This window comes from Mangrovivirga halotolerans, assembly GCF_026241165.1.
GTDB classification, from domain to species: Bacteria; Bacteroidota; Bacteroidia; order Cytophagales; family Cyclobacteriaceae; genus Mangrovivirga; species Mangrovivirga halotolerans.
On record NZ_JAPFQN010000003.1, the window covers coordinates 491,604 to 516,645 of the forward strand.

19 protein-coding genes are annotated in these 25,042 nt (G+C 36.1%); 10 read left to right on the forward strand and 9 right to left on the reverse strand.

Annotated features, from left to right (window positions below; translation table 11 throughout):
* Positions 1-4 precede the first annotated feature (4 nt).
* Positions 5-1,204, reverse strand: coding sequence for a GWxTD domain-containing protein (locus tag OO013_RS06125; RefSeq protein WP_266055816.1), 1,200 nt, complete (start codon positions 1,202-1,204; stop codon positions 5-7).
* A gap of 87 nt (positions 1,205-1,291) precedes the next feature.
* On the opposite strand from OO013_RS06125, the gene OO013_RS06130 reads away from it, so the two are divergent.
* A complete protein-coding gene (locus OO013_RS06130; protein WP_266055817.1) occupies positions 1,292-2,068 on the forward strand; it encodes a class I SAM-dependent methyltransferase in 777 nt (258 codons plus the stop codon).
* A 71-nt stretch (positions 2,069-2,139) separates the two neighbouring features.
* Here the strand turns inward: OO013_RS06130 and OO013_RS06135 are convergent, their stop codons facing one another.
* From OO013_RS06135 to OO013_RS06150, 4 genes are all read right to left on the reverse strand, one after another.
* A complete protein-coding gene (locus OO013_RS06135; RefSeq protein WP_266055818.1) occupies positions 2,140-5,112 on the reverse strand; it encodes a glycosyltransferase family 117 protein in 2,973 nt (990 codons plus the stop codon).
* A 154-nt stretch (positions 5,113-5,266) separates the two neighbouring features.
* Positions 5,267-7,576 carry an OmpA family protein gene (locus OO013_RS06140; RefSeq protein WP_266055819.1) on the reverse strand — a complete coding sequence of 770 codons (2,310 nt, stop codon included), beginning with the start codon at positions 7,574-7,576 and terminating at the stop codon, positions 5,267-5,269.
* A 91-nt stretch (positions 7,577-7,667) separates the two neighbouring features.
* Positions 7,668-8,912, reverse strand: a complete 1,245-nt coding sequence (locus OO013_RS06145) for a M48 family metallopeptidase (protein WP_305067196.1) — start codon at positions 8,910-8,912, stop codon at positions 7,668-7,670.
* A gap of 11 nt (positions 8,913-8,923) precedes the next feature.
* Positions 8,924-9,931, reverse strand: a complete 1,008-nt coding sequence (locus OO013_RS06150) for a PorP/SprF family type IX secretion system membrane protein (RefSeq protein ID WP_266055820.1) — start codon at positions 9,929-9,931, stop codon at positions 8,924-8,926.
* Positions 9,932-10,193: 262 nt separating this feature from the next.
* On the opposite strand from OO013_RS06150, the gene OO013_RS06155 reads away from it, so the two are divergent.
* Entirely contained in the window at positions 10,194-15,467 is a 5,274-nt protein-coding gene (locus OO013_RS06155) for a PKD domain-containing protein (protein ID WP_266055821.1), read from the forward strand.
* 86 nt (positions 15,468-15,553) lie between these two features.
* The gene (yaaA, locus tag OO013_RS06160; protein ID WP_266055822.1) at positions 15,554-16,324 is read left to right on the forward strand and encodes a peroxide stress protein YaaA; all 771 of its coding nucleotides are present in this window, start codon (positions 15,554-15,556) and stop codon (positions 16,322-16,324) included.
* On the opposite strand, the gene OO013_RS06165 is transcribed toward yaaA, so the two are convergent.
* Positions 16,321-16,689 carry a RidA family protein gene (locus tag OO013_RS06165; protein WP_266055823.1) on the reverse strand — a complete coding sequence of 123 codons (369 nt, stop codon included), beginning with the start codon at positions 16,687-16,689 and terminating at the stop codon, positions 16,321-16,323. The genes yaaA and OO013_RS06165 overlap by 4 nt on opposite strands.
* A 116-nt stretch (positions 16,690-16,805) precedes the next feature.
* Here OO013_RS06165 and OO013_RS06170 point away from each other — a divergent pair, with 116 nt between their 5' ends.
* From OO013_RS06170 to rimK, 3 genes are all read left to right on the forward strand, one after another.
* Entirely contained in the window at positions 16,806-17,180 is a 375-nt protein-coding gene (locus tag OO013_RS06170; protein ID WP_266055824.1) for a carboxypeptidase-like regulatory domain-containing protein, read from the forward strand.
* 1 nt (position 17,181) lies between these two features.
* The gene (locus tag OO013_RS06175) at positions 17,182-17,751 is read left to right on the forward strand and encodes an NUDIX hydrolase (RefSeq protein WP_266055825.1); all 570 of its coding nucleotides are present in this window, start codon (positions 17,182-17,184) and stop codon (positions 17,749-17,751) included.
* A gap of 74 nt (positions 17,752-17,825) precedes the next feature.
* On the forward strand, positions 17,826-18,698 hold the full coding sequence (rimK, locus tag OO013_RS06180; RefSeq protein ID WP_266055826.1) for a 30S ribosomal protein S6--L-glutamate ligase: 873 nt from the start codon (positions 17,826-17,828) through the stop codon (positions 18,696-18,698).
* Here the strand turns inward: rimK and OO013_RS06185 are convergent.
* Positions 18,695-19,114, reverse strand: coding sequence for an ATP-dependent zinc protease family protein (locus OO013_RS06185; protein WP_266055827.1), 420 nt, complete (start codon positions 19,112-19,114; stop codon positions 18,695-18,697). The genes rimK and OO013_RS06185 overlap by 4 nt on opposite strands.
* 132 nt (positions 19,115-19,246) lie before the next feature.
* Here OO013_RS06185 and OO013_RS06190 point away from each other — a divergent pair, with 132 nt between their 5' ends.
* From OO013_RS06190 to OO013_RS06205, 4 genes are all read left to right on the forward strand, one after another.
* Positions 19,247-20,035 (forward strand): SDR family oxidoreductase, encoded by a 789-nt coding sequence (locus OO013_RS06190; RefSeq protein ID WP_266055829.1) that lies wholly within the window; start codon positions 19,247-19,249, stop codon positions 20,033-20,035.
* Between the two features lie 2 nt (positions 20,036-20,037).
* Positions 20,038-21,873 (forward strand): tetratricopeptide repeat-containing sensor histidine kinase, encoded by a 1,836-nt coding sequence (locus OO013_RS06195; protein ID WP_266055830.1) that lies wholly within the window; start codon positions 20,038-20,040, stop codon positions 21,871-21,873.
* A gap of 145 nt (positions 21,874-22,018) precedes the next feature.
* On the forward strand, positions 22,019-23,368 hold the full coding sequence (locus OO013_RS06200) for an acyl-CoA dehydrogenase family protein (RefSeq protein WP_266055831.1): 1,350 nt from the start codon (positions 22,019-22,021) through the stop codon (positions 23,366-23,368).
* 24 nt (positions 23,369-23,392) lie between these two features.
* Positions 23,393-23,809 (forward strand): OsmC family peroxiredoxin, encoded by a 417-nt coding sequence (locus OO013_RS06205; protein WP_266055832.1) that lies wholly within the window; start codon positions 23,393-23,395, stop codon positions 23,807-23,809.
* Between the two features lie 93 nt (positions 23,810-23,902).
* Here OO013_RS06205 and OO013_RS06210 read toward each other — a convergent pair whose 3' ends face one another.
* Both OO013_RS06210 and OO013_RS06215 read right to left on the reverse strand, forming a co-directional pair.
* Positions 23,903-24,079, reverse strand: coding sequence for a hypothetical protein (locus OO013_RS06210; RefSeq protein WP_266055833.1), 177 nt, complete (start codon positions 24,077-24,079; stop codon positions 23,903-23,905).
* Between the two features lie 254 nt (positions 24,080-24,333).
* Positions 24,334-25,041: an ABC transporter ATP-binding protein gene (locus tag OO013_RS06215; RefSeq protein WP_266055834.1), complete on the reverse strand. Its 708-nt coding sequence runs from the start codon at positions 25,039-25,041 to the stop codon at positions 24,334-24,336.
* Between the last annotated feature and the right edge of the window lies 1 nt (position 25,042).

The following is a 25,042-nucleotide window of genomic DNA, read 5'->3' on the forward strand; positions in this document are numbered from 1 at the left end:
TATTTTATCTACCTCTCCAGGTATCAATTGCTTTAAACCAATCATTTTGGTATTCATCTTTTCTTATCAAAACAAAATGATAACCTGAATACGGATCTTTTACTTGCACAAAGGTAAATGATAGCGTTGAATTAAGTCCCTTTTTATAAGACCATATTTCATAATTGCCATCTTTTTTAATGTTGGTTGGTGACCCAAGAATAATGTAGAGCATTCCCTGGTCAGTTTTCCACCCTTCCTTATAGTTTGTGAAATAATAATTAGCCTTAGCTACGCGGTTGAAGTAAAGTTTGATCTTTGGTTTTGCCCGGCCTGGAGATCCAAAAGCTCTGAGAAAGAACTGATCAAGTGCCTTTTTAGATTTCAGGGAGTCCAGTTCATTGTATTCTTTATTAGAAGAGATATATCGAAGTGGTCCGATTAAACCTTCCACAGTTTGAAGTTTGGGGAAATTACTTTCTTCCACCCTGAATCCCTGGGCTTCCATTGATTCTTCAGATTCTTTATATTGATATAATCCGGTTGAATCAAATCTGAATGTCTGAGAAATCCCTATTTTGATGGAATTTATATTTTCAGGGCCACCTTCATTTTGATTAAAGGATTCAAACATAGGGGGGTAAGCAGGTTTGAAGTCATAATCGAGTTGGTAAATTAATAGTGAATCGACATTGACCCCATTGTTGAAAGTATTAAAGGTTAATTCATCACCTTTTTTAAAATAGGTGCTTGTGATATCTTGAGAGCCATTTATAGCAGGGAACACTGACGGAGAATTGAAAATAAACCTTTCTCCGACTAAAAACAGGTCAGGATACATAAGGTTGTTAATTCGCATTGCAAGAAAGACCCAATTCTGATCATCGGTTAACTCCTGTTCCAGTTGAACATGAATGGTTTCACCCCCCTTTAATACCTGGTTTTTTTGATAATTAATTTGATCCGGTACTTTTTCATCCAGATCATTATGTGCTGATGTTGAAAATGCAACATCCCTTTCACTGGAAGACAAGTTGGTTATTTGAACAAATAAAATGGCTTTTCTTGTTTCATTTTCAGTGACGTATATTCTGCTTTCATATTCAAAACCCTTACCCTGATAATATTTAAATGAAAGATCAAGTGAGTCAAGTGTCTGAGCATTAGCAAAAAAACCGTTTAAAAACACCAGAAAAATAGTGCTGAGACTGATTAAAAATTTCATACTTATAAATTTTAACATAAGTTATTTGCTTTATTTTGTTTTGGCAAAGTAAAAAGGCCTAATTTTGCTAATTATCATTAAACTAATATGGCAACGTATACTACAGAGATCGCTTCTGATACTATTTCTTCTGATAACCCCATTCACAGCAGGTTGTTAAAGGCCTATTATGCTGCCAAGCCATTTGTGTCTGGAAGTTTGCTTGAAGTAGGGTGTGGAGAAGGAAGAGGTGTAGAGTTATTAAAACCTAAAGCCACTAATTATAAGGCAGTTGACAAAATCGGTGAGGTGATAGATAAACTATCAGCTAAATATCCTGAAGTAGATTTTGTGCAGGCACATATTCCACCATTTGATGGATGGGAGAGTGAGCAGTTTGATACTATTGTGACTTTTCAGGTGATCGAACACATTAAAGATGATGGTCTTTTCTTAAAAGAGTTATACAGGCTTCTAAAGCCAGGAGGTAAGCTACTTGTTACCACTCCGAATATCAACTATACACTTACTCGAAATCCATGGCATGAAAGAGAGTATACTCCCAAAGAACTAGAAAGCCTTATGGCGAAATATTTTGATAAAGTGGAGACAAAAGGTATTGGGGGTAATGAAAAAGTATGGGATTACTATAAGCAAAATAAAAGGTCAGTTGAAAAGATCACTCGCTTTGATATTTTTGATTTGCAGTATAAACTCCCAGCATCGATATTGAGAATTCCGTATGATATTTTAAACAGGATAAACAGAAATAATCTTTCCAAACAAAATTCCGGACTGGTTACCGGAATCAGTCATGAAGATTACCTGGTTATTGATGATCCGGAGAAGGCGCTGGATCTGTTTTATATAGGATATAAAGAGTAGAGGAAATAAAATAAGACATAAAAAAAGGTAGCAATTGCTACCTTTTTTTATGTCTTATAATTTATAATTTATCATCTTCCGCCGATTCTCCCAGCCAAGGTATTAAATTTCTGACTGATCTCCTGGGCAAGTTCTGTTTCACCGTTATTCTTAGCCTGGTTGGCCAATACATTTAATCCCATAAGCTGTCTTTCAGCTTCTCTGAGTTGGTATGTCTGATCGATATAATATTTTGAAAGATCAGCCATTCTTTCAGAGCCTATTCGAGTCATTTCAACAGCTTGTTCATGCGCACCACTTACTCCTAAAGAAGAAAGCTTGAAGAGTATTTCAACTGTTTGTAATAGTGAAAAGTCATATGGCACAGCTTTATCAGGCATTTCATTCAAACTTTTATTAATGATTTCATGAGCTTTTTCAACTTCTCCATCATTTATCAGTCCTTCAGCCAAAGCATTTAAGGCATATCTGTGGTTTTGAACAAATCCTCTGTAATCTTCATTGTAATACGAATCAGGATTATCCAACTCTCTGAATCTCCACTTTTCCATGACATTTTTATACATCTGGTCAGTGTCAGTAGCTTCTACAAAATCAGAGTTATTCATTCTTGCAGGTACAAGTCTGTAGGTTAATCCTTCCTGAACCAGGTAATCCTGAATATCGAATCGTACAGATCTCATAGAAGTTGAATTGAAGTAAATTGGTCTTTCCCAATTGTTGCCAGCTATCAGATCGAGGATCATGAAATCATTTTTGTACAGACCATTTCCTTTCACGTTAAACCACATATTGTTAACTAAGCCGCTGTGATATTTTTCCGGAACAATTGAAGCAGCTTTTGCTGAATCAACAGGTAAGAAAAATTTCTTTGATAGTAAGCGAGCATAATCTTTTCCGTCAAATGTGGTGATTATAGATTTTGAGCCTTTATTCAACAGGTTAAGATATTCCTTGATATTCACTCCATTCTCATCGATCTTTTGATTCGAAGGAACGTAAGGGAGGTAATCAACAGGACCACCTTGCTGGATCATATCTATTGAAAGAGTAAATGGCAATGGATCAGATTCGTACGCCTGGCGATGCATTTGTTCAATATACCAGTCAGTATTAAAGTAAGACAATACAATTACTCTAACATCAGTTCTTACTCCTTCAACTTCCTGAAGGTACCATAGAGGGAAGGTGTCGTTATCACCACCTGTAAATAAGATTGCATTTGGAGCACATGATTCCAGATAGTTTCTTGCTGCATCGACAGAGAAATACCTGTTACTTCTGTCATGGTCATCCCAGTTTTCTGCGGCTAAGATCACAGGTACAATCATCGATATTATAAAGGCAAAACTTACTCTGGCAGTACTATTTTTTATAGCATTCTTGAAAATGTCTGCAATAGCCATGACTCCAAAGCCTATCCAAATACAAAATGCGTAGAAACTACCTGCATAAATATAATCTCTTTCTCGTGGCTCTGAAGGAGGAGAGTTAAGATACATTACCAGGGCAACACCTAGCAATAGGAATAATAATGTGATGATTATTCCGGTTTTTTGATTTTTTGAGAAATTAAAGACCAGTCCTAGCAACCCTAGTAATAATGGAAGCATGAAATACTGATTTCGGGCTTTGTTTTCTTTAATTTCATACGGGAGTCCTGCGTCAGATTGCCATGGAGTCATCCAGCCTGCATCCTGAATATCACTTTCTCTTCCAGCAAAATTCCACATAAAGTAACGCAGGTACATATGTCCTATCTGGTGACTAAACATAAAGTAGAGGTTGTCTCCAAAGTTCGGGTCTTCACCTTTTTGTAAACCAAGCATGGCTCTGTATTGCTGCTGGTATCGGGCTTCAGAATTCCATATTCTTGGAAAGAAATGAGTTTCAGCCCATTCATTTTCTACTTTATAATCAGCAATCTCGTACTTATCTTTTCCTTTAACATAAACAGGCTCGCCTGAAACCTGGTCTTGTAATTCAGTGTTGTAATAAGGACCAAACAAAAGAGGTCGGCTGCCATATTGTTCCCTTTTTAGATAAGAAACGAAAGACATTACATCCTGAGGGTCGTTTTCATCTATTGGTGGGTTGTAATTTGAACGAATCACAACCATTGTATAAGAGGAATAACCAATTAAAATAAAAGTTAATGCAAGAAGTATAGTGTTAGGATTGACCAATCCTTTCTTTTGAGTGAACCATACACCAAAGATCAGTCCGCCAAATAATAATAAACAGAAAAATATGATTCCAGATCCGAATCCTAAGCCAAGGCTATTGACAAAGAATACCTCGAATTTACCTGCGATAGAAGGTAATCCTGGGATAATACCTATCTGAATAATCCCTACAATTACTAAACCCAGAATAATTGCGATCAGGCCTCCTTTTAAAGAAGACTTATTTTCCCGGTATTTGAAGTACATTATTAAAGCAAGGGCAGGAATTGTTACAAGGTTCAATAAGTGCACACCAATTGAAAGACCGACCATATAGGCAATGAGTAATAACCATCTATTGGCCATTCTCTGGTCATCAACAAGTTCCCATTTAAGCATTGCCCAAACCACAAAAGCGGTAAAGAAAGATGAAAGAGCATAAACTTCAGCTTCAACTGCCGAAAACCAAAAAGTGTCGCTAAAAGTATATGCTAATGCTCCAACTATTCCTGAGGCGATTAGTAGAAATCCTTGTTCTTTAGTTTCCTGGCCTATTTTAGCACTTAGAAGCTTTCTTCCAAATAATACTATTGTCCAGTATAAAAACAATATTGTAAATCCACTGGCAATAACGCTCAGCATATTTATTGAAAACGCAACTTTGGTTACATCATCTGTAAACATGCTGAAAAACCTGCCAAGCATTAAAAATAAAGGAGCTCCTGGAGGATGAGGAACTTCAAGCTTATATGATACAGCAATAAACTCTCCGCAATCCCAAAAGCTTGCAGTTTCTTCAACGGTCAAAGTATAAACAATGGTGGCAATGATAAAAAGTAGCCATCCCGTGATGTTATTTATCCTTCTAAAATCTTTCATGAATTGTTTTTAGGTTCACTAACTCGGGCGAAAATAAGAAATTATTGAGGATATGTCAGTTAATTCTTGTTAATAATTACTTATTCTATATTAAAACAAAGGACATCCCTGTTTAGAGATGTCCTTTCAGATTTTTAGGTAAGCCTTGTTTGTTTTATAACGATTGTTCCTTGTTAAGATCTACAATTCGAACATCTACCCTTCGACTTTCTTCTTTGGATAAATTTGAATTGTCCACAGCACCATATCCTTTCGCTATGATTCTTCTCCTAACAATTCCTCGTGTATTGAAGTAATTCAGAACTTCTTTAGCTCTTTCATTACTTAATTTTCTATTTGTTTCTTCGTCTCCATCCTGTGATGCGTAACCTGATATTTCAAGTCCTAATACAGGGTTGTCATCTATTAATTTGAGCATTTCTGCTAGCTTTTCCTTATCAGATTCTTGCATATCAGCTTCCCCAACATTAAAGTAAATTGACACTTTTTCATTTAGAAGACTCTCATCATAATCTGATCCGGAAATCTTTTTTCCGTCTTCATCAGATGCTTCTTTTGAAACGTTAAATGTCGGTAAACTGAATATTGGCTCTCCATCTATCATGCGCTTTTCCAGACTCTCCTCACCATTCTCATCGTAGTAATATTTCTGAGATGCATGTTGGATCTTATCATTACTTGAGTCATCGAAGTCAAATTCTTCTACAGGATTAGTAGCAAACATTATAGTCATAAGGTAATCCAGAGCGATAGTATCAGAAGTAGCAATGATGCCATCCATGATATCTAAAAGATCGAGGCTATCACTTTTTATCAGCTTTGCCTCATTTGCCATTCTTGGTGAAATTTTAGTTTCGTTTTCAGTATCATAGAATACGTTGCTCACTTTAACCTCCTGACCAACTACCACATCAAATTGCTTTATCGGAGTAAGTAAAATGCGCTGGTATAACTCGTAGAAATATTCCTGATCCGGTACATCAATCGCAATAGTGTACGGTAAGTAATTTTCTGATTCAACTATTAGGTCATAGCTTTTTCCCGGAGGAAATATTATTAAATATTCACCTTTTTCATTCGGAGAATATACATATTCCACCTTATTTCCTGAACTTTTCTCAACGACTTTGATCTTTGAATTGATTGGGTTCTTAGTTTCTCCATCAAGTATTAACCCTTTAATCAATGTCAAAGCAATATTATTTCCTCCCTCTGGCATTTCAAAGAAGTAAATATCCTGTCCACCTTGTCCGCCAATTCGATCAGAAGAAAAGTAGCCTGTTTCACCATCTGCAGAAAGAGTGAAATAATTATCATCGGTAGTGGTGTTAATAGGGTATCCAAGGTTAACTGGTGTTTGCCATTCTCCATTTGCTTTCACAGTACGGAAGATGTCGCGACCACCCATTGATTTATGCCCTTCACTAGTAAAGAATAATGTTCTTTGATCCGGGTGAATAAATGGGGCCTCTTCATTGTATTCGGTGTTAACAACAGGGCCTAAGTTTTTTGCTTGTCCCCAGACGCCGTTTTCATTTTTTTCAGACTTATAAATATCAAAACCGCCTATACTACCAGGCCTGTTACTTGCAAAATAGATTGTTTTGCCATCTGAAGTTAATGATGCAGCAGTTTCCATATATCGGCTATTGATATTTTTACCTAATGATACAGGTGACTGCCATTTACCTTTAATTTTATGTAATGTATAAAGATCTCCAGGATCAGATTCATTTCCCACAAAAACTAAAAGCTGTCTACCGTCAGCAGAAATACCTGCCGTACCAATATTGCCAGTGGTTTTAATGTTAATTTCCTCTGGTTTGCCCCAGGTTCCATCATCTTTTTTAGTGACTATAAAGATTTTTTCTTTGGCTCCTTTAGTGAAAGGGTCAAATACAGTGTATGCCATTACTGACTCATCTGCTGATATTACAGGGTTGTATTCAATGAGGTCAGAATTAACGACTGTGCTAAAGCTTTTTAACTCAACTAATTTTGGATTTGATAGAAAAGTTTGAGCATTGAAAGCCATTTCTTTATACAGAGCTGCTTTTTTCCTGAGATTATTATTTGGCTTTGCTTCATCCAGAAATCTATTGAATGATTCTATCGCCTGTACAGGATTTTCATTTCGTAATTCAGCAAGGCCTAAGTACCAGTGTTTTTCAACAGGTAGTTTTCCTTCATCCTTCTTTACAGCTTTTTCTAAATATTTTAAGGCGTTTTTTTGTCCCTGAACATCAATCAGGTTTGAAAGAGTGACTCCATAGCGGTAAAGAGATACTGCATCGTCAGCACCCATTTCGATAGCCTGTTCATAATACTTTAATGCTTCGTTGTAATTTTCGATCTTGAAGTACTGATCAGCCCTGTATAATGTTTTTTCAACATCTCCTTGCTGAGCATAAACTGTGAAAGCAAAAAGTAAAAGAATCGTAAAGGTTAAAAAATTGTATTTCATATTATATGAGATATGAATTAATTAATGTACTGCAATATTAATGATAACCTGATACAAAATTTATTTAATATGATGGATAAACTTACAAGGGTTAAGAGGCATTTAAAGCTTTAATCCGCTTAATTAGTGGCGGATGTGAATAATTCAGCCATACATAAAAAGGATGAGGGGTCAGATTTGACAAGTTATCAGAAGACAATTTTTTAAGTGCAGTAACTAGAGGCCCTCCCGAATAAGTGGTTTTAGCATAATGATCCGCTTCAAACTCATTTTTTCTGCTGAAAATGTTCATGCCTATACCTAAAACAGCTGATATCGGGCTATAGAGCAGACTAAATGTGATTAGATTAATATGAATACTTAAGGAATCCGCTCCCAGTGCCTGTGATAATTCAGGTAAAAAGATCAATTCTTTCATAATAAAAAGCATCAGACCGGTTTGAAGTATGCTTAGAATCAAACTACCAATGATGTGTTTCTTCTTAAAATGCCCTACTTCATGTGCAAATACTGCAGTCAGCTCTTCTACTGAATGGTTTTCTATAAGAGTATCGTATAATACTACTTTTTTATTTTTACCAAAACCTGAGAAAAATGCATTTGCTTTGGTCGATCTTTTACTTCCATCGATCACAAAAATGTTTGTAAGAGGGAAATTTACTTTTTTGCTATAGTTTTCGATAGAGGTTCGCAACTCTCCGTCTTCCAATGGTGTGAACTTATTGAATAAAGGCATTACCAATGTGGTATAAAACATATTCATGAAAATTATGAATACGGTTATTACGATCCAGAATATCCACCAGAAGTCTGTACCTAATTGATACAATAAAAATAAAAGTGCTCCAAGTAAAATACCTCCCAGGAGAGCTCCCAGAAGATAGCCTTTTATTTTATCAGTCCAGAAGGTTTTTTGAGTTGTCTTATTAAATCCGAACTTTTCTTCTATCACAAATGTATGATACCAGGAAAATGGGGTTGAGATAAGATCAGAAGCAATAAAAAGTATTCCAAAAAAAACCAGACCCTGAACGATGGGTGAAAATGTAAAATGAGATTGGAGGTAACTGTTTAATTCACCAAAACCTCCTAATCCAATAAACAATACAGTAACTATCAAAGAGAAACTACCACTTATCCAGCCGAACTTGTAATTGGTTCTTCTATATTCCTTGCTTTTCTGATATTGTTCTTCACTAAAAACATCTTTCAGATCTTCAGGAACTGGTTTTTCACCGTGTTTTAAATTTATATAAGAAAGGGTCTTTTCAAATATGAAGCCCAGAATTATTAATGCTAATATTATTATCAGCAATACCTGCGGATCGATATTCATTTTTATCAAGTTTAAAAGTTTGGACAAGGAACAGACATTACGCTACGCGGAGGTCTGTAAGGGTGGTCGCGCATTTTAAACAGATAGTTTATGGTTATTTCATGTGCTCCACCGGCATCAAGGCCGACTTTAGACATGGTGAAATCAAAAGAGTAACCAATTCTAAGGTTTTCATTTGGCATCAGTCCAACCAGACCAACAATGGATTCAGTAAGATTAATTCCTCCGTCACCTTCGATTGGTAGACCGCGATACCATACACCAAGGACCAGAGGTTCTAATGTTGCATAAGTTCCGATATCTAACTGTTGAAAGTTCCCCTGACGTTTGTACTGGAAAGTAGGAGTAATATTTCTTTCTCTGCCAGAGCGGTTGTTTGCAAAAGGAAGAACATATCCACCGTGAACAGACATTTTAATTGGTAATCTGCTTGTTTCATCCCCAAGAATACTTTGATCAGGAGTAGTCAGGTGGTGAGCAGAAAATCCAACAAAGAAACTTGATGAATATAAAAGGCCACCCAGTCCTAAATCGAAATAATTAACGTTATTTCCGGTATTAAGTGATTCTGCTGATTCCTGACTTATAAATCCATTTTGATCAAATTGATCTCCAAAAGTTAGCTCGGTGAAGTTTACACCTCTTATCACGTAACCAATATCGACACCCGGTCTGAATACCAGATTATCATTTAGATAGAGTTCGTAACTATAAAGAGCATTGATCGAGGTGGAAGTCAACCCTGAAAGACCTTCGCGATCACGTTGGATCATCAAGCCGACTGAACTGTAGTATTTTTCAATATATCCGTCAAAATAGGCTGAATAGCTTTCGAAAGTAGCATTTATCGAAGGCCATTGAGAACGATAAATAACGCCTATCCGACCCATATGATGAGAACCTGTAAAAGCAGGATTAAGGTATAAATTATGAGAATAAAATTGAGAAAACTGTGGGTCCTGTGCACTAATCGTCAGGGTCACCAGAATTCCGGTTATTATCAGAAAAAATTTATTCATCAGGTCAGCTATTTTATTGTTTCCGTGACTTTGCTCTTCAAATTACGTTAATTTAAAAACGTAAAATTAATAATTGGTAAGCAAAATATTTATTTAGTAAACGGCACAATTTTTGTACCAATTTTAATAAATTATTGTAATCTTTCATACAAAAAAACATATTCAAAGTAAACTAGTTGACAAAACTATAATTATCAATACTTACAATACGTTTTTTTGTTATATTTTCGTATAAATTCCTCTAACCGGAAATTGATATAATATGTATTTACTTTCATTTTTTAGATTTCATAAAATCACACCAGCATTAGCGATATTCTTTATAATCGCTTTTTCAGGGGTGAGTCAGGATCTCTCAACCAGTATATGGTATTTTGGAAATAGCTCTGAGTTTATTTCTTTCTCTGGTGGAGATTTCCAATTAAATAGTGGTCAAACACCTCTTGGTTCAGGTGGATCGGCAGTATTAACTGATCCTCAAACTGGCCAGGTTTTATTTTATACTGATGGTAATCTGATAATAGATGCAGATGGTAATCAAATGGCGGGTGTAATGCCAGGTGGAGATAATTCTTCCACCCAACCAGTGGCTATTATTCCAAGGTTAGGGGAGCCAGAGCAGTATTATGTTTATTATATCAAAGGTGGGGAGGTTTTATATGCGATAGTAGATATGTCTTTACCGGGCAATGGAACAGCTGCTGAACCACTAGGGGAAATTATATCTATTGATAATCAGCCTTCAACACCATTGACAAACCGATCAGGGGCTTTACTGGTGGTTTCAGATGATTCAGGAGGATATTACCTTCTTACACAAGAAGCTAATACGAATACCATTACTGTTTCTTCTATCGACTTAACTGATGGAATAGTGTCTTCACAGGATGTTTCTTTTCCTTCACTTAATAATTTTACAGTTGATAGTTTTGCGTTTCACGGGCCAACCGGGAAACTGGCTGTCAATACTGGGGGTTCGTTGCCCAATCCTTTTATTGCAGATATTGACCTTGGTACAAATACCATAACATTCGATGAATATATAATGAACTTAAATTCAAAAGGTGGAGAAGCTGTAAGTATGGCGTGGTCTCCATCCGGAAGGTTTTTATATATATCTTTTGATCACGATACAGGCGCGGATAATATGTACAGGTACGATATGCAGAATCCGGATGTATTGATGACCGGGTTGTTAGATAACCTGAATCAGACAGTTAATCAAACACTGGGAGTGGGACTCGGTCCTGATGGGAATATGTATTTTCTTGGAAGAACTGGTTCAGGAGCTGTAGATGCATACCGATTTAATAATCCGGATAGTACAAACTTCTTTTTCGATGTTGAGAGACTGACAACATTATCTGGTTCAGGATTTGATGGAAGTGGATTCCCTCAGTTTGGTGGATATAACCTTGCTAATCCGAATTTAAGTTTTGGGTATACTCGTGCGTGTTCAGAATTAGAAACTTTCTTATATCCTGAGTTTGAGAGATCTCCAGATAGTATTGTTTGGTCTTCTAATGGACAGGTATTAAGCAGGGAGATGATTCCAAGAATTATTTTTGATAGTCCGGGTAATGTAAATGTAACTATGACTGCCTGGTATGGAGGCGATTCGGTAATGACAAGCCTTCCTGTTGCTATTCAGGATTCCCAGGGACTGACTGCTCAATTACAAGATACAACTATATGCCCCGGAACAATTACACTTGACCCAATGGCGAGTGGAGGTTCAGGCAATTTTTCATATTACTGGTCTACAGATGAAACTTCTCCTACCATAGATGTTGATAGTTCAGGAGTTTATTGGGTTACAATTCAGGATGAAATAACAGAATGCGCCACTTCTGCTCGGTCACAAGTGACAGTAGTTGGTGATACTTTGAATGAGCAGGATTCCTACTGGTTTTTTGGCGATGGAGCAGGGGTATATTTTGATTTTGAAACCGGACCAGAGGTTTCACCCGGAGGTCTGACTAATAATTTATTAGGAGGAGATACTTATGTTGATAATTTGGGTCGAGTCTGGTTTTATACTGATGGAGTGAATGTCTATAATACATTCGGTATGGACAACTCGATAAGCCATGATTTTATGTCTGGTGGTACTTCTATTGAAGATGGTGTAGCATCACAATCAACTATTATTGTTGATGTTCCGGGTGATGAATCGATGAAATACATTTTTACTACTGAACCCTATGGTTCGAGTACAGATGGTACTTATAGATTAGGAATGACTTTGGTTGATCTCACTGAAATTCAAAATACTCAAATAGGTGAGGCCGTAGCGACTGAACAGTCATCTTATCTTTTTAATGATGTTACAGATGCACTTGCGGTTTCCAATGGAGATCGATGGGTGATCGCTCACGAATTAGAAACAAATAGTTTCCTTGCCTGGGAAATAACAGCGGAGGGTGTCGGTGAGCCTGTTAAATCTCAAGTGGGATCAGTTCATGGAACAGGTTCTACCGGAGAAATGGAACTGTTTTTAGGCGGAATGGTAGACAGTACGGCGGTTAATTGGTTAGCAACTACGGTACCAGGAGAAAATGCGGTTGAAATATTTCAGTTTGATGATTCAACAGGTGTTATATCAGATCCGGTAAGAATAGATCTCGGTTCTACACCTTTTGGACTTGAATTTCATAGTGGAGGTAGAAAGCTTGCAATTTCAACTAGTGATGGAACGGTTTATGAAATTGATCTCACATCTTTTGATGCATCAGAAATCCAAGCTTCATTAACAGCTTTAAATGCTACTGGTTCTGCACCGGGAGGTAGTGTTGGAGCTTTGCAAACAGCTCCTAATGGAACTATTTATCTTGCAATAGAAGGGCAATCGCAATTATTTCCTGTGATTGCAGCTGATACCGGAATGGTATCTACAATTAATTTTGACCAGGGATTAGATGTCGGTGGAACTGTAGGTAAAAAATTACCCAGGAACAGACAGGGAGGAGTTAGTTTAGGGCAAGCTCCGTCTATTGTGAGCGGGCCGGCGTGTTTTGGTTCACCTACATTATTTACTGGTAATTATCGATATGATATAGATACTTATACCTGGAATTTCGGTGATGGTAATACATCAACAGAGCAGAATCCACAACATCAGTATTCTGCACCAGGAGATTATATTGTTACATTAAGACTAACCAGGTGTGGAGGAACAATTATTCCTGATGATATATTAACAGATACGGTTACGGTTTATCAGTTACCTACCGATCCGATGCTTGCTCCAAGCCAGGTATTGTGCGATGAACCACCACTAACATTGGATGCAACGAATGGTGATGATAATATTGTCTTATATACATGGTCGACTCGAGGAGTAGTGATTGACAGTACAGCAACATTGGCAGTTCCGGATATCGGCACTTATGAATATAGTATAATTAATGAGGGTGGTTGTGAGACCAGGGGAGAAGTACTGGTTATTGAACCCATACCTTTAGATCTTGGTCCTGATGCAGCTTTGTGTGAAGGTGAGGAATTAACTTTTGACACAGGAATAGCCGGGACTGATTTACATAACTGGTATTTAAATGGTTCAGATCTGGGAAATAACACCAATACTCAAGATGTAGATACTTCAATTCCCGGGTTATTCGATTATGTTGTTGAAGTAAGGGATCCGGCAAGCGATCCAGCTCAACCATGTCTCGTAAGAGATACAGTTACAATTCAGGTAAATGAGACTCCAAGTTTTATTTTAAGTCTTGGTCAAAATGTTTCAGTATGTAATGCTGCTGCAGCTGACGGAATTATTGATATGGATCTTCAGTCATCTGGAAGTTTTATTTACGAAGTATTTAATTCTTCTGATAATACAGCAGTTGGTTCTCCACAAAGAGTGGATGGGCCAGACCCAACAATCGAAATTCAAAACCTTAGTACAGGTTTATATGCTGTTACAACTACTAATGAAGGCACAGGTTGTTCGGCGGTGGAAACACAAACTATTGAAAACGAATTATTAACACCTGCCATAAGCTTTACTCCTGCATGTGAGGAAGTGAATAACCTTGTAGAAATACAGTCCTTATCGCCAAATGAAAATTATACTTTCCGGTTTTTTGATCAATCAGGAAACGCGCTGTTTGATATAAATGAAACAACTGATCCTTCAGGTAATGTTACGTTGACCGGTAGTATTCCTTATGGATTTTATGAAATATTAGCTGATGGTATTTGTGATAATACCTTCAGTGATATAGATCTGGAAAACCCATCTGATATTGAAATAGATGTCCAGCCGGAGTCAACAGTGTTTTGCCGTGATGCGGGTCAGACCTTTACTGTTGATGCAGTGTTTATACAAGGAGATAATATAGATAAAACCTTTAGATGGTTTAGAGACGGAGTTGCTTTCCCAAATGGTGAAAGTCAAACAATTGAAATAACTCAATCGGGAGATTATATGGTAGAAGTGACAGATGCTATAGGTTGTACCGTAACCGATACTGAATTTATCCAGGTTAATAATAACCCTGCTGCTATAATAAATCAGGATGGAAATGCTTGTGAAGGAGAGGTTGTCTTATTGGCTTCAGCAAGTCCAACTACAGAAAGTTATTCCTTCAGATGGACTCGTCCTGATGGCACAACTAATACTGGTCCTTCTTTAACTGTTACAGACCCTGCTGCCTCAGGTGAATATAATTTAACAGCTATAAGTTTAACCACAGGCTGTGAAAATCAGGTTTCTACTGATGTGGATGTTTATGAACCATTAGAAATCCTTGATGCTAGCAATACTGTTCAATGTAATGATGGAAGTGATATTACTTTTAACATACAATTGAATAAATCTAATTTGACTTACAAATGGTTTGGGACGAATGGAAATCCTATTCCTGATAATAATGCGCCAACATATATAACTAGCGCAGAAGGTGGAATTATTTCAGTGGAAGCTACTGATGAAAATGGTTGCTCATTAAGACAGAATTTTATAATCAACAGAAATCCTGTTGGAACTAGTGAGCTTCAGGATCGGGCTGAGATCTGTTCGCAGATCGGTGCAGAAAATCCTGAGTTGTCTACAACTACCTTGATAGCAGATCTTGATAATGAATTTGTAACCTATGAATGGTTTTACCAGGGAACTCCGGTAGGAACCAATTCTCCGGAATATACTACCGATGTGGGTAGGCCAGGAGGACAGTATTCTGTGACAATGGAAAATGTTTTTGGTTGCGTAGTTACTGATTCAGTACTAGTTGCTGATAATTGTACTCCAACATTTGGAGCGCCTAATGCCATAAGACCGAATAGTAGTATAGAAGATAATCAAAACTTCAAGATCTTCCCGAGATTTGTATCACCAAATGACTTTGAGTTAGTGATCTACAACAGATGGGGAGAATTGATATATTATACTAATGATATAGATTTTGAATGGGATGCCACCCATAATGGTAAAGATGTTCCAGTTGGGTCATATGTATACGTGGCGACCTTTAGAAGTGAGTTTGATGATGGAGAATATTACAAACAGCGGGGTGGTGTAACCGTTTTGAGATAGATTAATTTTCATTTGAAGTTTAATTTTCAAAACAGCAAACTGCTTTTTACCGTTATTTTTGTGAACAATAAATAAAAAAGACTTTTATGATCACGATAATATCTCCTTCGAAAACACAGGATTTTTCTGATGTTGATTTTAAAATAGATAGCTCAGTTCCTGAATTTTTGAATGAATCTAAAAAATTAGTCAAAGAGCTCAAAAAGCTTTCTGTTCCGGAACTCGAATCACTGATGGATATATCCAAAAACCTCGCTGAGTTAAACTCTCAGAGGTATGATGAATTCAAAACTCCGTTTAATGAGGAGAATGCCAAGCAAGCCCTGGCAGCATTTAAAGGTGATGTTTATACTGGTTTTGATCTGGAAAGTTATTCAGAAAGTGATTTTGATTTTGCCCAGGATCACCTAAGGATATTATCTGGCTTATATGGCTTATTAAAACCTCTGGACTTGATTCAACCCTATAGGCTGGAAATGAAAACTAAGCTGGAGAATGAGCGTGGTCGGGACTTGTATAAGTTCTGGGGAGACAGGCCAACAGAAAAACTGAATGAGCAATTTAAAAATCATCAGTACAAAATTTTGCTTAACCTGGCTTCCAATGAATACTTTAAAGTGATAGATAAGAAAAAGCTGGAGGCTGATATAGTAACACCTGTATTTAAAGAAATCAAAGGAGGGAAAGCAAAAGTAATTGCGATTTTTGCTAAAAAGGCAAGGGGTGAAATGGCTGATTTTATAATAAAGAATAAGATTTATGATCCCGAACAAATAAAATCATTTGAGGGAATGGGATATTCTTTTGATGAAGAATTATCTAAAAAATCTGAATGGGTCTTTACCCGGGAGTCTTAAAGTTTAGCGATTGCTTCGATAGCTATTTTAGCATTCATTGGCAATCTGTTTACTTCTATTACCGAACAAACTGGTTGCTGAAGTTTAAAGAAAGATTCATACGTTCTTTTAATCTTTGAAATTTCTGAAATATCAGTAACGAAAATTGTCGTTTTAACCAGATCAACGAAGTTTAACTGTTTTAATTCAAGAACTTCCCTTAAGTTTAACATTACTTGCAATGTTTGACTTTCGATGTCGTTACCTGATAAATGACCATTAGTATGGTCGAGCGGGATCTGAGCAGAACAGAATAAGAAATTTTCTGTAATTATTGCATCAGGTGCCGATAGTACATTGTCTGAGTGCTTTTTTATAGTTTCCATGTGGGTCGATGAATAACTTCTGTACTGAACCTGTTTTTAATATTAAATTAATTATATATTAATATACACAATTATAAAATAACTAACTATTTCATTATTAATTAATTATAAGGGTTATGAAAAACATTTTATTAATAGTCTTTCTCGCGACAATCTCATTTGCTAATTTTTCATTTACCAATACAGCTGATACGGAAGATCAGATATTTAACACTTCATTAAAGCTGACTGTATTAGATGAGATGGGCAATCCGGTAGAAGGTGCAACTGTGAAGGTGTATGAAAATGAAGAGGATTATAAAGCCTCTGAAAATCACATCAAAGAAGTTTACAAGACTGATAAAAAAGGGAGAGTTACCATAAAAGATTTAGATGCTGATAAATATTTTGTCAATGTAGAGAAGGGGGATCTTAATAACTACATGACAGGAAATATTGTTGGTCCTTTAGAAAATGCCAAACTAAATAAAGCAAATATTATCATCAATTAATATGGTGTTTGAACTTCCCCTGGCTCTGGATCAAATGAATGTTATAGATCCATTGGAAAAGGAATATTTAAAAAGAATGCTTAGGTTACATTACGAAGAACCTAAAGCTTACATCAGGGAATCTTTAAAAGCACATTTTACTGCTTCAGCAATTTTGATCGATTCAAAAGCTGAAAAGATCTTATTACTCCACCATAAAAAGCTGGATCGCTGGTTGCAGCCTGGTGGCCATGCAGATGGAAATAAATGTTTGCCTGAGGTATCCATGAAAGAGCTACATGAAGAAACCAATGCCGTTAGTTCGAAATTGATGGATATTATTCCTTTTGACTTGGATATCCATACTATTCCTGAAAATAAGAATGAGCCTGAACATCAACATTTTGATTTGAGGTTTTTATGGATAACTGATAATTTAAGTGAGGTAAAAAGCAATAAGGAGTCAAAAGGATTGAAATGGATACCCGTTAAAGAGTTGGTAAATTTTACTGATGGTGAAAGTTCATTTATCAGAATTCAAAAAAAAATATTTAGTATTCAAAAGAACCTTTTGGAAACTCATAGAGCTTAATTAAATTAAAGACAACCAATTTCTGGGATAATTGAAAAGTGCGGTTAATTTTGCCGCCAAAACAAAACCTGTCAATGAATATAGTAATCTTATCACGCAATCCATCTCTTTACTCAACAAGTAGATTAGTAGAGGCTGCAGAAGCCCGTGGACACAATGCTCGTGTTATCAATCATACAAAGTGTAATATTTTGATTGAAAAGAAAAACCCACAAATATTCTATAATGGAGAAGAGATAAAAGATGTCGATGCAATAATTCCAAGAATTGGAGCTTCAGTTACTTTTTATGGTACTGCCGTAGTACGACAATTTGAAATGATGAATGTTTTCACTACAGTTGATTCCCAATCTTTGGTTAGGTCACGTGATAAATTACGATCTTTTCAGGTGTTGAGCCGTGCAGGATTAGGTTTGCCTAAAACTGTCTTTACCAATTATTCCAGAGACGTTGAATCTATTATCGCTCAGGTTGGAGGAGCTCCTTTGATTATAAAGTTGCTTGAAGGAACCCAGGGACTAGGTGTTGTTTTGGCAGAAACCAGAAAGGCTGCAAGTTCAGTGTTGGAGGCATTTAATGGTTTAAAGGCCAGGGTAATAGTTCAGGAGTTTATATCTGAAGCAAAAGGAGCAGATATACGAGCGTTTGTAGTCGATGGGAGAGTAGTTGGAGCAATGAAAAGGCAGGGTAAATCTGGAGAGTTCAGGTCAAATCTTCACAGAGGAGGTACTGCTGAGGTTATTGAGTTGTCTCGAGAAGAGGAAATCGCCGCGGTAAGAGCTGCCAGAGCTTTGAAATTAGGTGTAGCTGGCGTGGATATGCTTCAGTCAGAAAGAGGCCCACTTATTATTGAGGTTAATAGTTCTCCGGGATTGGAAGGAATCGAAAAGGCAACAGAAAAAGATGTTGCCGGTGAGATCATCAAATTTATTGAAACCAATAGTTAATCGTGATGAGGGGTATGTAAATGTTTGGCTGAAACATCAACAAGGAATGTTTTAGCCAGAACTTTTCTTCCTATCAAAATTGGAAATCTCATATCTGATCTGTCGCTAAAGCTGAGATCAACCATTTTGGACTTAGTGCCAATTTTGATTTTAGTTCTGATAAAGTATCTCTTTAATCGATCACCAAAGGAACTTTTTACCTTTGTAACTTTAAAGTCAGTGAATTTTTTTTCAATAGGTTTATCTCCCATTAGATCAAGAGTTACTATCAGAGTTTCTTTGCCATTAATGGTTTCAACCTTTAGATCTTTATAGTGAATTGCACTTCTATATGCCCCAGTGTCAATTTTAGCTTCAATTCTCTCTAAATGTAATTCAGGGAGATCAACCAATTCAAGTCTTCCAATTATTTCCATATTAAGCCAAATATATTATTAATAATTTTGATTATTCATTCTAATGTTTAATTCTTTATTCGAAAAACTAATTAGATATGTATTTTTATATTAATATCGTATAACAATATTTGTGAATAAAAAAGTTTATCCATGGAGATATTGCTTAAAGATCGCAGAGCTTTAGTTTGTGGAAGCTCCAGAGGTATTGGCAAAGCAATTGCTATTGGCCTTGCTGCTTCGGGAGCATCTATAACACTTATTTCACGAAATAAGGAAATGTTGAAGAAAGTTGCAGCAGAATTAGACACATCAATGGGGCAAGTTCATGATGTGATCTCAGCAGATTTCAATGAACCTCATTTGGTAGAAAAAGCGGTGAACAACTATTTAAACGAAGGGAAAAATATTGATATCCTCATTAATAATACCGGGGGGCCCTCGCCCGGTCTGGCTTTCGAATCGGAACCGGCACTTTATCAAAATGCCTTTTCTGCACACCTTATTGTTAATCAGATTTTACTTCAGGCTTTATTGCCTCATATGCAAAATCAACAATTTGGCAGAGTGATAAATATTGTTTCCACTTCTGTAAAAGCACCTATTCCGGGTTTAGGCGTTTCAAATACCATAAGAGGAGCGGTAGCTAACTGGTCAAAGACTTTGTCGGCAGAGTTGGCGGGATTTGGCATTACTGTGAATAATATACTACCAGGCCTTACTAAAACTGACAGGTTAAAGAATTTAATCGAAAGTCGTGCTGAAGCCGAACGAATCACTTATATGGAAATGGAAGACCGAATGATGAAGTCAGTTCCGGCAGGTAGGTTTGCTGATCCTGAGGAAATTGCAAATGTTGTTGTATTTTTAGCTTCCAATAAAGCATCGTATATTAACGGAGTGAGTTTATCAGTTGATGGAGGAAAGACCCCTGTACAATAATTGTGAAAAGATTTTTTTTAAATTTTCTTTTAATATTTTTTATTTCGGTATTTCCCTATAAAGGAAAAACTCAGATAGATCGTTTATTCTTCGAAGGACTTACTTATGATGAGAAAATCGAAGCAATAGATTCTTTAAATGCTTATGCCTGGGAGATAAAATCATCAGATATATCTACTTCCCTCGATATTTCTAAAGCAGTTATGAATGAATCTATTTTAGTGGATTACACAAAAGGTAGGGCAGCTGCATTACAGACTTTGGGATATCTTAATTATATGCTTGGGAATTATTCACAGGCTACAGAATTATATTTAAAAGGTCTAAGGTCATACGAAGAAATTAATGATGTCAGGGGGCAGGTGGTGATCACTAATGCTATAGGCTTACTTTATTATCAGATGGAGAGAAAAGAACTGGCCCTCGATTACTATAACAGAGCAGAACGGTTGGCCAGAGAGATAGATTTGTATGAATACATCTCAAGAATTGATAATAACAAAGGGCTGTTATACCTGGCGATCAACCAACCGGAGAAAGCTCTTGCTAGTTTTGAAAAATCATTAGTGTATATGGAACAGGCCAATGATAGCAGAGGAACGGCCTATCTTTATAATAACATCGGAGAATCATATTTGAAAATGAACGATTATGATTCTGCTGAATATTATTTCGACCTTTCTTTAAAAATTAAGGAACACATCAAGGATAATTATGGTATTGCATATACTTTGCTAAAATCTTCTGATTTATATACACGTACAGGAGATACAGCTAAAGCTCTTACTACATTAGATACGGGTATTGAAGTTGCCCAATCTTATTCCGGAGGTCCTTTATTAATGGATTTTTACCAGGTTAAGTATAATCTACTGAAAGAAAAAGGCATGTTGCCAGAGGCATTGCTCGTAATAGAGCAATACAATAATTTAAGAGATTCTTTAAACCTGAAAGATGAGAAACTTAAGGTAGCCAGTCTGGAGTTGTCAAGACAATTAGAAGATAAAGTAAGTGAATTGAATCTCGCAAGGGAAGTTCAGGCAAGAACCAAACTAAATAATTTCCTTCTTGCAGGATTGATTATTCTTTTAATCGGATTTATCATCGTTCTTTCCTTGTATTATCGACAAAAGGTGAGAGCAAACAAAGAACTTCAGGAGTTAGTAAAGATTAAAGATGAGTTATTTACAATAATTTCGCATGATTACAGGGCTCCATTAAAATCTCTTAAAGGAATGTTGGAGTTAATGAGAATGGGTGGCATATCAGACAGGGAATTACAATTCCTTACTGCAGAAATGCTAGTGCGGTTTGATCAAACAGATGAAATGCTGACGAATCTTTTGCATTGGGCTAAAAGTAGTATAGATGACCAACAATTAATTCCGGAATCCTTTACAGTTAAAGATATTCTAATTGAATCTGTAAGTTCTTTCGATAACCTTGCCAGGCAAAAACAACTTGATGTAAGACTTGATGTTCCAGAAGAAATGAAATTTCTAACAGATAAGAATGCATTCTTATTTATTATGAGAAATCTCATATCCAATGCAATGAAATTTAGTAAGGATAATAGCATCGTTCATGTTAATGCCAGGAAAACTAACGATGAGTTAATTATTGAAGTTCAGGACTTTGGTTTTGGTATTCCATCCGAACAAATAGAAAACCTGTTTAAATGGAAAGCAACAGGAAGAAGTGGCCTTACTCAGGGAGTGGGTATAGGATTGATGTTATGTCATGATCTGGCTATAAAATTAAACGGGACTCTTACTGCAGAATCTCACCCTCAGGAAGGTAGTACTTTTATTTTACGCCTTCCCAAAATCAACAAATAATTATACTTAAGATTTATATCTAATAGATTTCTTGTAGTAGGAATACTTAAGATAATTTAAACATTTCTGATTTTTATGGATTAAATTATAGTATATCACTCAGAACTTCTGATCTAATATTCTATCATAAAAATCAATAAACCTTATGCTTAATAAATTCAAATCCATTATTCGTCTTGTTAAAAGTCTGGATGTTGATAAAGTAAATGCTTTAGCAAAAAAAATTGATTTTAATGAAGCTCTTTCTGCTTTAGATAAGCTGGATGATAACCAGCTCAAGCAAATGATGAAGATGTTGAAAGGAGGGGATGGGAATAATGAATTACCCTGGATAGACGGTGACTTTTATAATTTACATTCAACATTACCACTGGAGGATAGAAAAATTCAGATGCAAGTCAGGGATTTTATGCATCAGGAAGTAGCCCCAATCATTAATGATTACTGGCGAAGAGATGAGTTTCCAAAAGAATTAATTCCCAAACTCGCAGATTTAAATATCTGTGGCTTGACTTACAAAGGATACGGATGCCCGGGTAAAAGTTTTCTTTTAGAAGGTTTTGTGGCTATGGAAATGGCTAAAACAGATACAAGCATATCAACTTTTTTTGGGGTTCAAAGCGGACTATGTATGGGGTCGATTTACCTGTTAGGATCAGAGGAACAAAAGGAGTATTGGCTGCCAAAACTACAGAAATTTGAAAAAATAGGAGCCTTTGGACTCACTGAGCCTGAAGTAGGCTCAGCAGTAGCGGGAGGATTGACTACTACAGTAAAGAAAGAAGGTGATTCATGGGTTTTAAATGGCCAGAAGAAATGGATAGGTAATGCAACATTTTCAGATATTGTAATCATCTATGCCAGAGATTTAGATGATGGGCAAGTGAAAGGGTTTATAGTAGAAACAGATACACCGGGTTTTAAAGCTGAAAAAATTAAGGATAAAATGGCTCTCAGAGTAGTGCAAAATGCCACTATCACGATGGAAAACTGCAAGGTCCCTGATTCATCAAAACTCGAAAAAGCAAATTCATTTAAAGACCTTGCTTCTGTTTTGAGAATGACAAGAGCCTCTGTTGCATGGCAGGCGGTAGGATGTGCCCGAGGAGCTTATGAATATGCAGTTCAATATACTCACGACAGAAAGCAATTTGGGAAATCAATAAGTAGCTTTCAGCTAATTCAGGATCATTTAGTTACGATGCTGAGTAATCTTACCGCAATGCAGAATATGTGTTACAGATTGTCGCAGATGCAGGATAATGGTGAATTAAAAGATGAACATGCGAGTCTTGCTAAAGTGTTTTGTACTCTCAGAACCCGGGATATAGTTAGTACTGCAAGAGAAGTGATGGGTGGAAATGGAATTCTCCTAGAGTATAATGTGGCCAGATTTGTTGCGGATGCTGAAGCGATTTACAGTTATGAAGGAACAAAAGAAATTAATTCATTGATAGTTGGCAGGGCTATCACAGGAAAAAGTGCATTTATTTAATCAATCATAAACCAATAAATTGATATGAAAATTAAAAGAAAAGCTACAGCTGTCTGGAAGGGAGCTGGTAAAACTGGTAAAGGAAAACTTTCAACCCAAAGCGGGGTATTAAAAGACAGTAATTATGGGTTTTCATCCAGGTTTGAGGATGGGGAAGGTACAAACCCGGAAGAACTTGTCGGAGCAGCCCATGCTGGCTGTTTTTCAATGAAACTTGCTTTTGTGTTACAGGAAAATGATTTCGAAGCTGAAGAAATCAATACTGAATCCCAGGTAATTCTTGAAGATGGTGCAATTAAAGAGGTATTTCTTATCACAAAGGTTAAAGTAGCTGGAGTGGAAAATGATAAATTTACTGAAATGGTAAATGATGCTAAAGATAATTGTCCGATATCGAAGCTACTCGATGCTAAAATAAACCTGGATGCCGAATTGATATAGAGTATTGATCAGGGCTGAATATTCAGCCCTGATTTTTTTAACTTTTTTAAAAAGGTCTCAGATAGCTAGATAATTCTAAAGTTTTGCCTTCAATCAGGCCGGTATTTCAGCAAATTCAACCTCTTGCTGCTGAAGCCATTCCTTAAGTTCTCTTGCCTCATGAGGATCAAGATTTTTAATGGCTTTCTTATATTCTTTTTTGTAGATATTTGGGTAACACTTAACTTTTGATAGGATTGTTTTGGAGTATGAAAGCAGGGACATGTTCATAACTACAACTGTTTAAAGTTAAACAATAATTTTCCATAGTATATTTTCAATTATAAATACGATTTTGCCTTTTAATAGGTTTACAATCGTTTGAAATTTTATTTATAATTTTTTCTTTTTTTATACTATAATAAATTTACTCAGTTTATTTAGTAAAATAAGTGACCAAAGTAACAATTAGATTTCAAGAAAGTTGACAAAAAAAGACCTGAAATTTATCAGGCCTTTTTATGATTTTTTTGAGATTTCAATTTTTACCCAACTGAGAAATATTCTTCGAGTTCTTGCAGGGTATTAGTTGATGTTTTGATGTCTTTGTTGATCAAACCTTCATGCAACAAAACAATTCTTGAACACAGGTCAGTGACATGTCTTAAATCATGAGAACTCACTAAAATTGCAGCTCCGGTTTTTTCATTGTATTCTTTAAGTAAATTTTTGAGTTTTATTTGAGATGACGGGTCAAGATGTGCAAAAGGCTCATCTAAAACTAATAATTCAGGAGACCAAAACATTGCCCCAGTAATTCCGACTCTCACTTTATTACCCGTTGATAAGTCTCTAATGTATTTTTTTGAGTTCAATAACTCTTCACCCATGAAATTCTTAAATGGCTCCAGCATTTGAGGAATGTCATTAGAATTAACATCATGAGATCCAGCTACAAATTTCAGGTATTCCATTGGTGTTAGAAAATCTATCAGGAAGTTTTCATCCAGGTAACTGCCGGTAATTTTTTTCCATTCAGAATTTTTGTTTACAGGCTTATCTTTAATGCTGATTTCACCTGTAGTGGGTCTGATCAAATCTAAAAGGCAGCTAAATAAAGTTGTTTTTCCAGCGCCATTATTACCTGCAAGGCCAAATATTTCGCCGTTTTTAACAGTAAGAGATTCAATGTTTAAAGCAGTTTGATCTCCGTATTGCTTTTTAATATTTAATGCGTTAATTATATTTTCCATT